General features: G+C 29.6%; 13 protein-coding genes. 8 read left to right on the top strand and 5 right to left on the bottom strand.

The genetic code is table 11. The features are described 5' to 3' along the window. The first annotated feature begins 21 nt into the window (after window positions 1-21). Window positions 22-1,548, top strand: coding sequence for an Mbeg1-like protein (locus tag E0E45_RS06100; RefSeq protein WP_172604161.1), 1,527 nt, complete (start codon window positions 22-24; stop codon window positions 1,546-1,548). Window positions 1,549-1,596: 48 nt separating this feature from the next. Here the strand turns inward: E0E45_RS06100 and eutH are convergent, their stop codons facing one another. After that, complete coding sequence (eutH, locus tag E0E45_RS06095) at window positions 1,597-2,694, bottom strand: ethanolamine utilization protein EutH (RefSeq protein ID WP_130890349.1); 1,098 nt, start codon at window positions 2,692-2,694, stop codon at window positions 1,597-1,599. 184 nt (window positions 2,695-2,878) lie between these two features. Between eutH and E0E45_RS06090 the strand changes: the two genes are divergently transcribed. Next, on the top strand, window positions 2,879-3,871 hold the full coding sequence (locus E0E45_RS06090) for an outer membrane beta-barrel protein (RefSeq protein ID WP_130890348.1): 993 nt from the start codon (window positions 2,879-2,881) through the stop codon (window positions 3,869-3,871). A 152-nt stretch (window positions 3,872-4,023) separates the two neighbouring features. Here the strand turns inward: E0E45_RS06090 and E0E45_RS06085 are convergent, their stop codons facing one another. Together E0E45_RS06085 and E0E45_RS06080 are read right to left on the bottom strand one after the other, a co-directional pair. Then, window positions 4,024-4,440, bottom strand: a complete 417-nt coding sequence (locus E0E45_RS06085; RefSeq protein WP_130892325.1) for a septal ring lytic transglycosylase RlpA family protein — start codon at window positions 4,438-4,440, stop codon at window positions 4,024-4,026. Window positions 4,441-4,614: 174 nt separating this feature from the next. Beyond that, the gene (locus E0E45_RS06080) at window positions 4,615-5,373 is read right to left on the bottom strand and encodes a transporter substrate-binding domain-containing protein (protein ID WP_130890347.1); all 759 of its coding nucleotides are present in this window, start codon (window positions 5,371-5,373) and stop codon (window positions 4,615-4,617) included. A 386-nt stretch (window positions 5,374-5,759) separates the two neighbouring features. Here E0E45_RS06080 and E0E45_RS06075 point away from each other — a divergent pair, with 386 nt between their 5' ends. After that, complete coding sequence (locus tag E0E45_RS06075) at window positions 5,760-6,704, top strand: NAD-dependent epimerase/dehydratase family protein (protein WP_130890346.1); 945 nt, start codon at window positions 5,760-5,762, stop codon at window positions 6,702-6,704. Window positions 6,705-6,806: 102 nt separating this feature from the next. Here E0E45_RS06075 and E0E45_RS06070 read toward each other — a convergent pair whose 3' ends face one another. After that, window positions 6,807-7,949, bottom strand: a complete 1,143-nt coding sequence (locus E0E45_RS06070; RefSeq protein WP_130890345.1) for a M20 metallopeptidase family protein — start codon at window positions 7,947-7,949, stop codon at window positions 6,807-6,809. After that, a complete protein-coding gene (locus tag E0E45_RS06065; protein WP_130890344.1) occupies window positions 7,949-9,118 on the bottom strand; it encodes an amidohydrolase in 1,170 nt (389 codons plus the stop codon). Before E0E45_RS06065 ends, E0E45_RS06070 begins: the two co-directional genes overlap by 1 nt. Before the next feature lie 160 nt (window positions 9,119-9,278). On the opposite strand from E0E45_RS06065, the gene E0E45_RS06060 reads away from it, so the two are divergent. From E0E45_RS06060 to E0E45_RS06040, 5 genes are all read left to right on the top strand, one after another. Beyond that, on the top strand, window positions 9,279-9,836 hold the full coding sequence (locus E0E45_RS06060; protein WP_130890343.1) for a tyrosine-type recombinase/integrase: 558 nt from the start codon (window positions 9,279-9,281) through the stop codon (window positions 9,834-9,836). 118 nt (window positions 9,837-9,954) lie between these two features. Beyond that, window positions 9,955-10,227 (top strand): HU family DNA-binding protein, encoded by a 273-nt coding sequence (locus E0E45_RS06055; RefSeq protein ID WP_130890342.1) that lies wholly within the window; start codon window positions 9,955-9,957, stop codon window positions 10,225-10,227. Window positions 10,228-10,311: 84 nt separating this feature from the next. Then, window positions 10,312-11,892: an NAD(P)/FAD-dependent oxidoreductase gene (locus E0E45_RS06050; protein ID WP_130890341.1), complete on the top strand. Its 1,581-nt coding sequence runs from the start codon at window positions 10,312-10,314 to the stop codon at window positions 11,890-11,892. 20 nt (window positions 11,893-11,912) lie between these two features. Beyond that, entirely contained in the window at window positions 11,913-13,085 is a 1,173-nt protein-coding gene (locus E0E45_RS06045; RefSeq protein ID WP_130890340.1) for an iron-containing alcohol dehydrogenase, read from the top strand. 33 nt (window positions 13,086-13,118) lie between these two features. Then, window positions 13,119-13,835 carry a Bax inhibitor-1/YccA family protein gene (locus E0E45_RS06040; RefSeq protein WP_130890339.1) on the top strand — a complete coding sequence of 239 codons (717 nt, stop codon included), beginning with the start codon at window positions 13,119-13,121 and terminating at the stop codon, window positions 13,833-13,835. The last annotated feature ends 1 nt before the right edge of the window (window position 13,836 follow it).

The following is a 13,836-nucleotide window of genomic DNA, read 5'->3' as shown; positions in this document are numbered from 1 at the left end:
TTTAAACATATGGAGGAAAAGATGTTAAAAGATATAGAATATGCTTTATTTAGCCAAGTAAGTTATTTGGACTGGCAAGGAATGTCTTTAAAAGTTGACAAAAAAGTAATAAGTTTAATTTTAGATTCTCTAAATTGGAAAACCTTAAAAATAAATAATATTCCAGAACCTGTTATAATTGATGAGGAGCTTATATATAATGGAGAAGATAAAAGACTTTTATTGACATATGGTTTAGTTGATAAAAAATTAAAGAAAGGAGAAAGAGTTAAGCCAATCTTTGAAAGTCTTTTTAAAAATTGGGAATTACTATATGCTGCAGATGGAAAGCAGATAGTAAAAGATTTTTTGAAATTTGATAATGCAAAACATGATTCTGGGTTCTTTGCTTGTGCCTTTAAAAAAGGAAAAGATATTATGATAGCTTTTAGAGGGACTGAATTTACACAAATCAATGACTGGCTTACTAATTTTGATATATATATTGAAAAGTTTGACTCTATGGTAATAGAAGCATTTATGTTTTATGAGTATATTAAAGCAAACTATGGAACAGGATGTGATATACATATTACAGGACACAGCTTAGGAGGAGCGTTATCTCAATTTACATCTGTATATTCTGGAAATAGACATATAACAAAAACTTGGAATGGTTTAGGTGTAGAGAAAAATGCATTTAATAAATTGTTTACTTCTTTAATGAGTCAATATTTAGAAGTAAATCTTGTAAGAATAGGTGTTACTAGTGATGTAAGAGGTCATCTATTAAACATAAAAGAATATTTAAAAAATATGGAGGAGAAAAAATATTCTGAAGCCAAAGAAAAATTACTGAACTTATATAATGGTACTCATAACATGAACTTGGAAATAATCACTGGTAATAATATTACAAATTATTTTATGTCAATGGATACTGTACCAATAATAAAAAATATCATTGGAAAATCAGTTGTAGTTGATCAGGATACACCTGGCAATCCATTAAAAAAACTTAGTTCAGCACATGGAATAAATGACTTTTTAATTTTTATAGATGATGAGGGGAATATAACAAAAGGAAAGATAAGAGAGGAATTTTCAAGAAATTCTTTGAAAACTTTGTTTAAAGAAAAAGCTGATAGAATGGTAACAGAAGGCACATTAAGCAAAAGTGGAGATAAATATGAAATAACAGAAGAAAAACTAAAAAAATTTAATATGAAAGAACATTTTAATAGATTTACTTCATTATTTTTGGCAAAATCTCCATGGAATTTTAGATATTTATCTCCAGCAAAGGAAAATATAAAATTAATTAAAGATGAAGGATATGAAAAGATTTACTATGAAAAAGATGCAGCAGAAAGTGGAAAATACATTGGAGAAATAAGAATAGGAAAATACAATAATATCAATGAACTAGGAGATATATTAGGAAGTGAACCAATGAAAGTCTACATATTAAAAGAGAATAATAATACAGAGGAAGAAACAATATCAGAGAATGACAAAGTAAAAAAGAAAGCCATTAAGAAAGTTATCTATGGTGGTAGAATGAGATAATTAAAAGCCAGTCTTTATTGAGAGAGCTCAATTTGACTGGCTTTTTGATTAATTTAATTTTTTAGAATTTTTAAAATCTTTGTTATATATGAAATTTGCTACAAACATAGCTGAGATTCCTCCGATTAGCTTAGCAGCTATGACAGGAAATACAAGAGCAGTATCAACTCCAGCAGTAAATCCAAGATGGCTTCCCAAAACAAAAGCACCACTGACGGAGAAAGCTATATTTATTATTTTTCCTCTTTCATCCATATCTTTTAATATATTGTACATGGGAATATTATGAGCAAGACAAGCAATAATTCCAGCAGTAGAATTCTCGTTTATTCCAAAAATCTTTCCTAATTTCACTAAAGGCTGTTTAAAAACTTTTGTTATAAAATACACCATTGGGAAAGCACCTGCCAGAGTCATTCCTATTTTACATATTATCTTAACCGCTTCAAGAGCAGGAATCATTCCCTGAACCAATATTTTTCCAGTAAGAGTTTCTATTATCTGTAATGCGAGTCCAATAGTTATAGCTATAAACATCACTTTAGAAAAAAGAGAAAATGATTTAGAGACAGCTTTCGGATATTTAAGAAGTGCTGTACATATAAAGAAAGTAAAAATAATAGTAGGTATTAAATTCAGTACAAGCATTTTAAAACTAAACCCTGCTATCAGTCCTCCAAAAAAACATCCAATAGGAATGGTAGAAAGTCCAGCCATAATACCTTTAGAGAGATATTTTTCATCATCTTTATTTATTATCCCCATAGCTACTGGAATAGTAAAAGAAAGAGTAGCTCCCATAGTAGCAGCAAGGAATAATCCTCCAAAAAGTCCAGCCTCTTGAGATAGAGCAAGTTCTGTACTTAGTGAATAACCTCCCATATCATTAGCTAAAATAGTTCCAGCAAACATTGCAGGATCAGCACCTATCAATTTATACAGTGGTGTAATAATAGGTTTTAAAGCAGAAGCAATCAAGGGAGAAAGGGATATTATTCCCAGCATAGCTAATGAGAGTGTCCCAATAGCCATTATTCCCTCTTCAAATTTTTTCCCATAACCAAATTTGTTCCCTAATAGTCTGTCAACAGCACCAACTAACATAAAAAATATCATTAAATAGATAATAATATTATTGATACTCATTTATCTCTCCTCAAATATTTATTAAATTCAATATTAATTATAATATATTTCTAAGAAAAATAGAATAGTTTAAAATCAAATAGTTTCAAAAAAATATAGATAAGAGAAAAAATCTTTGAAAAAAATCTCTATACCTGTTAAAATTATATTATAAGATTAAAAGAAGTAAAAGAGGTGGTGCTTAATGAAAAATATATTCTTCATATTATTTTTTTCATTGTCTGCTGCAGCCAGCGGATTAAAAGAAGTACCTATGCTTGAAGCAAAAACAACAGTAAAGAAAACAAAGAAAGCAGAAAATAAAGTGACTACAGAGGATAATAAAGAATTAAAAGAATCGAAAAAAATTACAGAAAAAAATATAGATGATTATAATGAAAAAAAAACAGAAGTAAAAATTATCCAAAAGGAAAAAAAAGAGATATTTGTTATGAATGGAGAGCTAACTGAAGATAAATTAAAAGAAATAATAAAAAATGCTGAAGAATCTCCTGACCCAGAAGTTACTGTTGATATGGCAATAGGAGAAGAAAATCTTCTTATAAAAAAAGATTTAGGAGAATATACTAACTTAGAAGCAGAGCAGTCAGGTAGTAATGTAGTTAAAAAATATTATGAATTTATAGATACACTTAATGAAAAATTAAAAGAGCATGATTTTGAAGATAAAACAGAAGTTATTCATGTAGGGCATGAAGTAGCTAAAGAATTAAGAAGTAATAAGATTATACCTGATATAGAATTAGGAGTAGGAATGTCTTATCAGGATAGTTACAGCTTAAAAAAAGATAGAGCTGCTATGTTTGACCAGGAACAAAGTGGAAAGTTCTTTGTAAAAGAAAGAGATGAAGAAATGGATATGGATTCTATTCCATTGTATGTGACTGGAAGATATAAACTTCCACAAGTAAATGACTGGCAGCCTTATTTAAAACTTAATCTAGGATATGCTGTAAATAATATAGGTGGAAAAAGTAATTCAAGATATAAATCTATAAACGATGCAGTTAATTCTCAAAATGGATCTTATTATGGAATGGGTGGAGGGATAGAATATAATAATGGACTTACTCTTGATTTAATGTATCAGGTAAGTGAAGGAGGGAGTACCTCTGACAGTCAAAGAGATGATGACAGTAGAGTAACTGTGTCTGTAGAATATAAGCTAGATATTTAAAATATTAATTTTTAGTCCGATAATAAGTTAAATAAAACAATTCATTCTAAATACTAACCACAACTTTTTCTCTAAAATAAAAACCAGAAAGTTTTTTGAATTGACTCCATTTTAGGGGATACAGTTCATTTACCTTCTGGTTTTAATTAATATTACTTATTTTTAACATATTTTTGATACTCTCTGGCATTGAAAATAGGACTTCCATGTTTGTATTTAAAGGTATTTTTTTCATTCAGTACTTTTATTTTTACTTTAATAAGTCCCTCATTAGTATTAGCTATTTTTGCAAAAGCTGCTTTACTTAGGTCGATTTCCCGTCCATATTTTTTATTGAAAGAACCTCTATCAGTCACTACAACTACAACAGATTTATTATTTGCCTTATTAGTTACCTTTAATACAGTTCCAAAATCATGTGCATTAGATGCACAAGTATACTGCCTGGAATCAAATAGATAACCACTTGCAGTATTCCTCCCTTCAAATCCCCTGCCATACCAACTAGCTACTTTCCCACAAGCTGTTTGAGATATCAACAATGCTATAATAAGAAGTCTTTTGAACATTTTCAATCACTCTCCTCTTTTTTAAGCATTCTTTTAGGTATTATACCATATTATTCCTATATATTTAAAGAAAACCGTTTATTTTTAGAATTAAAGAGTAAAAAATAAGACGGAAAATATTTACTTTATAGTAAAAAAAAGAGAACTTTTTTATTCAAGTTCTCTCTTAAAATGCTATTCTAGATACTGGTTTTTAAGTTCTGTTACAGTTCCTCTTATTTCTAATTCTGCTAAAATAAAATTTATAGTATTTAAAAGATGCTGCTGATCTTTAGCTACCATATACCCCATTTGACTTTTTGTAAGAGTAGCATCTGTTAACGATCCTTCTAATTTAGGATTGATCTTTTCATAAGTAATAGCTTCAGGATTTTCGGTTACCATAATATCTACTTCTCCCTTTTCTACAGCAACTGGTACATCTAGATTATTTTTATAACGAATTATTGTAGCATTAGAAAGATGTTCATCAGCAAATATCTCATTAGTTCCTCCAATATTTACTCCTACTTTTACACTTGGCTTATTAACAGCTTCAATAGAATTGTATTTTCCCTTTTCTCCTTTTCTTACAAGATAGCATTTACCAAATACTAAATATGGATTGCTCATTTGGGCTTCTACTTGTCTTTTTACTGTCCTTGTTATTCCTCCCATAGCTATATCATATTTATCTTCATTTAAATCTGATATAAGAGTTTTCCAAGTTGTAGGAACAAATTCAATTTTTACACCTAATTCCTTAGCTATAAGATTAGCTATCTCAATGTCATACCCCTCATATTTATCTCCATTGAGATAAGTAAAAGGTTTATAATCCCCTGTTGTTCCAACTCTGATGACACCTTTTTTCATTATTTCCTCTACTTTATCCTTTCCATATGCTGTAAGGCAAGATAGAAGAAGAATGATACTGATAAGAATTTTTTTCATATTTTACTCCCCCTTGTTTTTGATAGGTAGATTATATCAATAACTAAAAGAAATTAGTAGATAACAATAAAAATTTTTAAACTGTTCGCATAGGACTTTCCACAAAGCTAAAAAAATCAGAGATTTAAAAAAAATTTTTATAAAAAGTTGTTCCTCTTTTACAAATGCTTATAAAAATAAGATTAAAATATAGCACTTTTAATTTTATAAAAAATATATTAAAAGCAGAATTTATATATGAAATCAGCTTTTATATGAAGTACACTCTAGGAAATGAAAAATATAAATAAGAAAAATGGTAAAAAGATATACATAAAAAACTTTGCAATCTATCTCTATATGAATTATCATTTAAAATATAATAAGAAATCTTGAATGGAGGAAATATGAAAAAAATTCTATTAATGGGTGGAAATCAATTTTTAGGAAAAAAATTATGTGAATTTCTTCTGAATAAAGGATATACAGTATACATCCTCAATAGAGGGAATAGAATAAACCCTGATGGAGCTGAATTTTTAAAGTGTGATAGAAATATAAAAGAAGATTTATATAAAACTTTAAAAGATATCACTGTAGATTATATTATAGATATATCAGCATATACTAAAGAGCAGACATCTCTTATTCAGGGAGTAATGGAAGGAAAATATGGTCAGTATATCTTAATAAGCAGTGCTTCTGTATATAATAATATGAAAAATATTCCAGTAAAGGAAACAGAGAGCATTGGAGCAAATGAAGTATGGGGAAAATATGCTGAAGATAAATATTTAAGTGAAAAAATTACTATTGAAAATGCAGAGAAGCTGAATTTTAAATATACTATATTCAGGCCATTCTATATTTATGGTCCAGAAAATAATTTAGACAGGGAAAGTTATATGCTTGCAAGAATTGAAAATAATATACCTATTTTTGTTCCAGATAGAGGAGAAGAGATAATTCAGTTTGGATATGTAGATGACTTATGTGAAGCTGTGAATTTTTCCTTAGGTAATTCTGATTTCTTCAATCAGATATTTAATATTTCAGGTAATGAGAGAATCACTATAAAAGACTATGTTGAACTGTGCGGCAATATTTGTAATAAGAAACCAATGATACAATATATTAATCTAGAAAAAGAAAATTTAAAAGCAAGAGATTGGTTCCCATTTAGAAATAAAAATCTAATAGGAGATATATCGAAAATAGAGAAAACAGGATTTAAAAATAAGTATTCACTGGAAGAAGGATTAAGAGAAACATATTTACACTTAAAGAAAAATAATAAACTTGGAATGCCAATACTTAATAATATTGAAGACAGCTTCTATAAAAAAGGATAGAATAAAGCAAAATAGATTTTAGAAAAACAGAAAGGTTTGCATTGATAACAAACCTTTCTGGTGAAAAAATTCTAAAATTATATTTCTCTCTTTTTAAATATCTTATAATGCCTTCATAGCATAAGCTATATTTTGGAAAGTTTCCACACCTTTTAACAAAGCTGCTTCATCAAAATTAAATTTTGGGTTATGCAGTGGATAAATAAATCCTTTCTCTTCATTTCTTACCCCAAGGAAGAAAAATAATCCTGGAACTTTGTCAAGATAGAAGGAAAAATCCTCAGCAATCATTTCTGGTTTTGCTTCAATAAAATTACTATCCTTCACAGCCTCTCTGAATACATGATAAAGCTTTTCATCATTGATAACAGGAGAATATACTGGTGTGAAATTAAAATCTATTTTGACACCATAGGAAAGCTCAAATCCCTTATTGATATTTTCCAGTCTTTCTTTGATAAACGCCATCATTGATTTAGAAAATATTCTAATAGTTCCAAGAAGTGAAACTTTTTCTGGAATTATATTTCTTGCACTTCCTCCATGTATAGAACCAATAGTAAGAACCATAGGTTCAATAGGAGTTATATTTCTTGATACAACACTTTGATATGCTTCTATAAGCTTAGAAGTTATAAGAATAGTATCAATACAGTTTTGAGGCTCTGCCCCATGCCCACCTTTACCATAAATATCTATATCAAGATTTATAGTCTGTGCCATAAGAGGTCCTATCTTTGTAGATACTGTTCCTTCAGGAAGCAATGGGAATAAATGCATTCCGAATATAGCTTCTATATTTTTATTGAGAAATTTTTCATGGACAGAAAGATATCTTGCTCCACCTTTTCCCTCTTCTCCTGGCTGGAATATAAGGACAATAGATTTATTAAATTTTACTCCTTTATCCTGCTGTTCTTTCAGCCACACTGCAAATGTCAAAAGAGCAGCAGCATGTCCATCATGCCCACATCCATGTGCACGCCCATTTGTAGAAGCAAAATCACATCCAGTGTCCTCTTTTATAGGGAGAGCATCTATATCACTTCTAAAAGCAATACATCCCTCTTCTCCTTTGAAGTGTACCATAGTTCCTGTAGTATAATGTTCATTAACTATTTCTTCATATGGTATTCCATATTCTTTGAGCTTCTCTCTTATGTACTCTGCTGTTTTGTGTTCTTCAAAAGCTACCTCAGGTATTTGATGAAGTTCTCTTCTGAATTTTTTAAGAAGTTCTTTCACTATTCTTCCTCCTCACCACTAAAAACTACTTTTCCATCTATTATAGTATATTCAACTTTTGCATCTATTTGAAGAGGATCAGCTGACCAGATAACTATATCTGCATCTTTACCAACTTTGATAGATCCCACTCTGTCTTCTAATCCTAATATTTCAGCAGGGTTTATAGAGATAGCTTTAAGAGCTTCCCATTTATCAAGTCCATCTTTTACTGCAAGGGCAGCACAGATTGGAAGATGCTGAAGAGGAATAACAGGGCTGTCAGTTGTTATAGATATTTTTATTCCAGCTTTATTAAGAACAGCAGCTGTTTTAAAAGATTTATTTATAAGTTCAACTTTTGTTCTATGACCTAAGCTTGGTCCTACTATCATAGGATATTTTTCTTCAGCTAATTCATCAACTATACATCTTGCATCAGTTGAATGATCTAAAGTCATTTTTACATCAAATTCTTTTGCTATTCTTATTGCTGTAAATATATCATTTGCTTTATGTGCATGAGCCTTTAAAGGAATTTCTTTTTTCAAAACAGGAATTAAAGCCTCTAATCTTGCATCATATTGAGGTTTTTTAGCAATGTCATCTCCAGCTGCTTCAGATTTCAACATATATTCTTTTGCTTTTTGAAGTGTTTCTCTAAGCATGCTGGCAGTACCCATTCTTGTAGTAGGCATTTTTCCTTTTGTACCATAGAATCTTTTTGGATTTTCACCAAAAGCACATTTCATAGCAATAGGAGCTTTTATTATCATTTTATCTATTCTTTTTCCAAAAGTTTTTATAGCAGCAAACTGTCCTCCGATTACATTGGCACTTCCTGGTCCAGTAGCTACTGAAGTGATTCCTCCCTGATATGCTTCAGTAAATACTCTATCCATAGGATCAATCGCATCTATTGCTCTTAATTGAGGAGTTATTGGATCAGATTTTTCATTAACATCATCATTTTCAAAACCAACACTGTCACCCATAAGTCCTAAATGGCAGTGAGCATCAATAAATCCTGGAGCTACTATTTTATCTGTAGCATCAATAATTTCATCATCTTTCTTAGGTTTAATACTTTTTTTAATTGCAATAATTTTACCATTTTCTATTGAAATATCCATTTTTTCACTTTTAGATTTTTCAACATCAAGTAAAGTACCATTTTTTATTATAATCATTCTAAAAACCTCCCAAAATAAATTATGTATATATTTTATAACAATAACACTAATAATGCTATACTAAAAATAAAAATATTTCTCTGCTCCGAAAAATATGGTATATTTTATGTATATCTATACTACACATATATTACAAGCTTAGGAGATGAAACTAAAAATGAAGACGAGGGCCTTAAAATTCGATGAACTAGAAACAGTTTTTTTATTTATAAAAAGTGGCGTAAGAAAAAATGGAATAAAGATAAGAGCTAATCCTCAAGTACATCTAATTTGTCTTATTCAGTTGAATACAGGGCTTAGAATAGGAGATGTACTGAGCTTAAAAGTAAGTGATTTTGTTGATGGAAGATTATCAATAAAGGAACAGAAAACGGGAAAGATACAAAATAGAAAAATTAATTATGAAGTTGTAAAAATAGTTGAAGCCTACTGCAGAAAGCGTTTTCTCAGTAGAAATGATAATATTTTCAATATATCCGTAAGATGGGTACAGAAAATACTAAAAAAAATTTCAATCTGTGCTTCAATTGAAGGACTCTCTACACACAGTTTCAGAAAAACCTATGCACATATCCAATATACAAATAATAAATTTAACATAGAGTTAGTGAGGCGGTTGCTTAACCATTCTTCTGTATCAGTCACACAAAAATATCTAGGTATAACTGATCATGATGTGAATATTGCCTCTGAAGGATTTAAAGTAATTTTTTAAAATATGAAAATTTTTAAAGTTTCTATTTACAAAATGAAAAATAAAGGTTATATATATAGTAAGTAAGAATTGCAATTTTAAGAGTTGCTCGTAAATAAAACCTAAGGAGGAATAAATTATGACTAAAAAAGAATTCGTAGAATTATATGCTAAAAATGGGGGATTCACTAAAAAAGATGCTGAAAGAGCTGTAAACCTATTCTTAGCTTCTGTTGAAGATACACTTGTAAAAGGAGATGACATCACTTTTGTAGGATGGGGAAAATGGGAAGTAAAGGAAAGAGCTGCTAGAGAAGTTAGAAATCCTCAAACAAATAAAAAAATGAGAATAGAAGCTAAAAAAGCAGTTAAGTTCAAAGTTGGAAAAACTTTAGCTGACAAAATTAAATAAAAAAACCAGCCTGTGTTGAATTTCACAGGCTTTTTTATTGTTATTTGATTATTATATATGGTATAATTTATTTAGAGGTGGAAAATGAAAATAAATATTAACAATATAATAATTTCATTGGATAAAAATCAAGATAAAGAAATATTAAAAGAACTTGAAAAAAGAGGAATAAAAAAAGATAATATAGAAATATTGAGGTGGAATAAAAGATCCATTGACAGTCGTCAAAAAAATGACATAAAATTTATTTACAATATAGAGGTTTTATTAAAAAAAGAGGTAGACATATCATCATTATCTAATGTTTTTCCAGTAAAAGAAAAGGAAAAAACAGTAAGAGAGCCTTTATTTAAAAATAAAGAAGTTGCTGTAATAGGAGCAGGGCCAGCAGGGTTATTTTCTGCACTGAGGCTTGTTGAATATGGATATATTCCTCTTGTTTTTGAAAGAGGAGAAGAGGTAGATAAAAGAGATATAACCAACAATAGATTTATATCAGATTCTATTCTTAACCCAGAATCAAATGTACAATTTGGTGAAGGGGGAGCTGGAACATATTCTGATGGAAAACTTAATACAAGAATAAAGAGTGAATATATAGATAAAGTATTTAAAGAGCTTGTTGATTGTGGAGCTCAGGAAGAAATACTGTGGGATTACAAACCACATATTGGAACAGATGTATTAAAAGTTGTAGTGAAAAATATTCGTGAGAAAATAAAAAGTATGGGTGGAAAATTTTACTTCAATACTAAAATGGAAAATCTTCTTATAAAAAATAATTCTATTACAGGAATTGAAATTTTAAATAAAGATGGGATAAAAGAGATTATCAACATAGATTCTGTAATATTAGCAATAGGACATTCATCAAGGGATACTTATAGAATGCTTCATAAAAAAGGAGTTCATTTAGAAAATAAACCTTTTGCAGTAGGAGCAAGAATAGAGCATTTAAGAAGTGACATAGATAAAATGCAGTATGGAAAATATGCTGACCATCCTTTATTAGGTGCAGCTACATATAGTGTTACATATAACAATAAAAAAGAGGACAGAGGAGTATTTTCATTTTGTATGTGTCCTGGAGGGGTTATAGTTAATGCTGCATCAGAAGTAGGAAAAACTTTAGTAAATGGAATGAGTTATTCTAAAAGAGATGGAAAATTTTCAAATTCTGCTATTGTAGTTGGGATAAAAGAAAATGAATTTGGAGATGAACTTTTTTCTGGTATGAAGTTTCAAGAAAATTTAGAAAGAAAAACTTATGAAATAGCAAATAATTATGGCGCTGCTTATCAGAATGTTATAGATTTTATGGATGATAAAGCAACTTCTTATACTATAGAGAGCAGTTATGAAATGAAAATGAATTCATCTGATTTAAATAATCTATTTCCTAAATTTATAAATGATAATATGAAAGCTGCCTTTCAACAGTGGGGAAAAAATAATTATTTTATATCCAGAAATGTAAATCTTATAGCTCCTGAAACTAGAACCTCTGCTCCTGTTAAAATAACAAGAGATATAAAAGGACAGTCTATCAATATAAATGGATTGTATCCTGTGGGGGAAGGAGCTGGATATGCAGGTGGGATAGTCAGTGCAGCAGTGGATGGCTTAAAGATTGTAGATCTTAGTTTCAGTAAAATTATTGTTTAATTTCAAAGGAGGAATATACTATGAAGAATTTTAACTATAATGTAAGTACAAAAATACTTTTTGGTACTGGAAAAGTAGATGAGCTTGGAAATGAAGTAAAAAAAATTGGAAGTAAAGTGCTTTTAGTTTATGGTAAAGGAAGTATAAAGAAAAATGGACTTTATGATAAAGTTATAGAAGTATTAAAAAGAGAAGAAATCACTATTTTTGAGCTGCCAAATGTAGATCCTAATCCTAGAATTGAGTGTGTATATTATGGAGCTGAAATATGCAAAAGAGAAGGAATAGAACTTGTATTGGCTATTGGTGGGGGAAGTACAATAGATTGTGCAAAAGCAATAGCAGCACAAAGCAGATACAATGGTGATGTGTGGGAAGACCTTTATGTTAAAAATAAAATAAAGCAGTTAACTTCAGCTCTTCCAGTTGCTTCTGTGCTTACATTAGCAGCTACTGGAAGTGAAATGAATGGAAACAGTGTAATCTCAAATATGAATGAAAATAGAAAATTATCAATAGGAAGCGATCTTCTCAGACCTGTATTTTCAATACTTGATCCAATATATACTTATAGTGTAAATAAATATCAGACAGCTGCAGGAACAGCTGATATAATGAGTCATATATTTGAACAGTACTTTTCACCTGACCATGATGGTTTTTTACAAAATCGTTTGATGGAAGGACTTTTAAAAACTATAATACATTTTGGACCTATTGCATATAATGAGCCTGAAAATTATGAAGCCAGAGCAAATCTTATGTGGGGAAGTTCTTTAGCCTTGAACGGACTCCTAACTTATGGTAAAATATCAACAGACTGGGCTACTCATGGAATGGAACATGAACTGAGTGCTTATCATGATATAACTCATGGTGTTGGGCTTGCTATTCTTACTCCTGTATGGATGGAATATGTATTATCAGATGAAAATGTTCATAGATTTGAAGAATATGGAAAATATGTGTGGGACATTTCTGGAGATGACCCTATGGCTATTGCAAAAGAAGCAATAAATAAGACTAGAGAATTTTTTAAATCTCTAAATATCCCAAGTACTTTACAAGAGGTAGGAATAAAAGAAGAAAATCTTGAAAAAATGGCTGATGCAGCTGTTGCTTTCGGGCCTCTTGGAACAATGAAAAAGCTTCATAAAGCTGATGTACTTGAGATTTTAAAAAGAGCTTTTTAAAATTTTAAATATAAATCAGGAGGTAACACAATAATGAACGAATATGATTTAAATGAGATGCGTAACGAACAAGGGGTCTATGTCAATGTGGAGACAACTAATAGATTTCTTAGAAAAGTTTTTTTAAACATGGTAGTTGGAGTGCTTATTACAACAATAGTTCCAATATATCTATTTGGTTTTAATGCAAGACTGCTGTATTCTATAATGCCTTATTTTAAAATAATAATGTTTGCAGAAATAGCTCTTGTATTTGGATTGAGTTTAGGAATCAATAAAATGTCTTCTGGAACTGCGAGAATGATGTTCTTTCTTTATTCACTAATGAATGGAATTCTTTTCAGCAGTTTAGGATTTGTATTCCATCCTGTAAGTATATTTTATACTTTAGGGGTAGCTTTGATAATGTTTATAGTTATTGCTGCTTATGGATATACTACTAAAGAAGATCTCAGCAGTTATGGTAAATATTTAATGACTGGGCTTATAAGTATAATCATAATGTCAGTGATTAATTTCTTCCTTAAAGCTCCAATACTTTACTGGCTTGGAACTGTCTTAGGAATAGTTATTTTCTCAGCTCTTATTGCATATGATGTAAACAGAATTAAAAAAATAGCTTTCCAAATGGCAAACGGTGATGAAGAAGTTATGAATAAACTTGGAATAATTGGTGCTCTTAATCTTTATCTTGACTTTATAAATTTATTCCTATATCTTTTAAGAATATTTGGTAAAAGAAGAAGATAGT

It is taken from the genome of Fusobacterium ulcerans ATCC 49185, assembly GCF_900683735.1.
Lineage (GTDB): Bacteria > Fusobacteriota > Fusobacteriia > Fusobacteriales > Fusobacteriaceae > Fusobacterium_A > Fusobacterium_A ulcerans_A.
The sequence above is the reverse complement of the archived record's forward strand: the minus strand, read 5'-3'. Positions and strand labels throughout refer to the sequence as shown.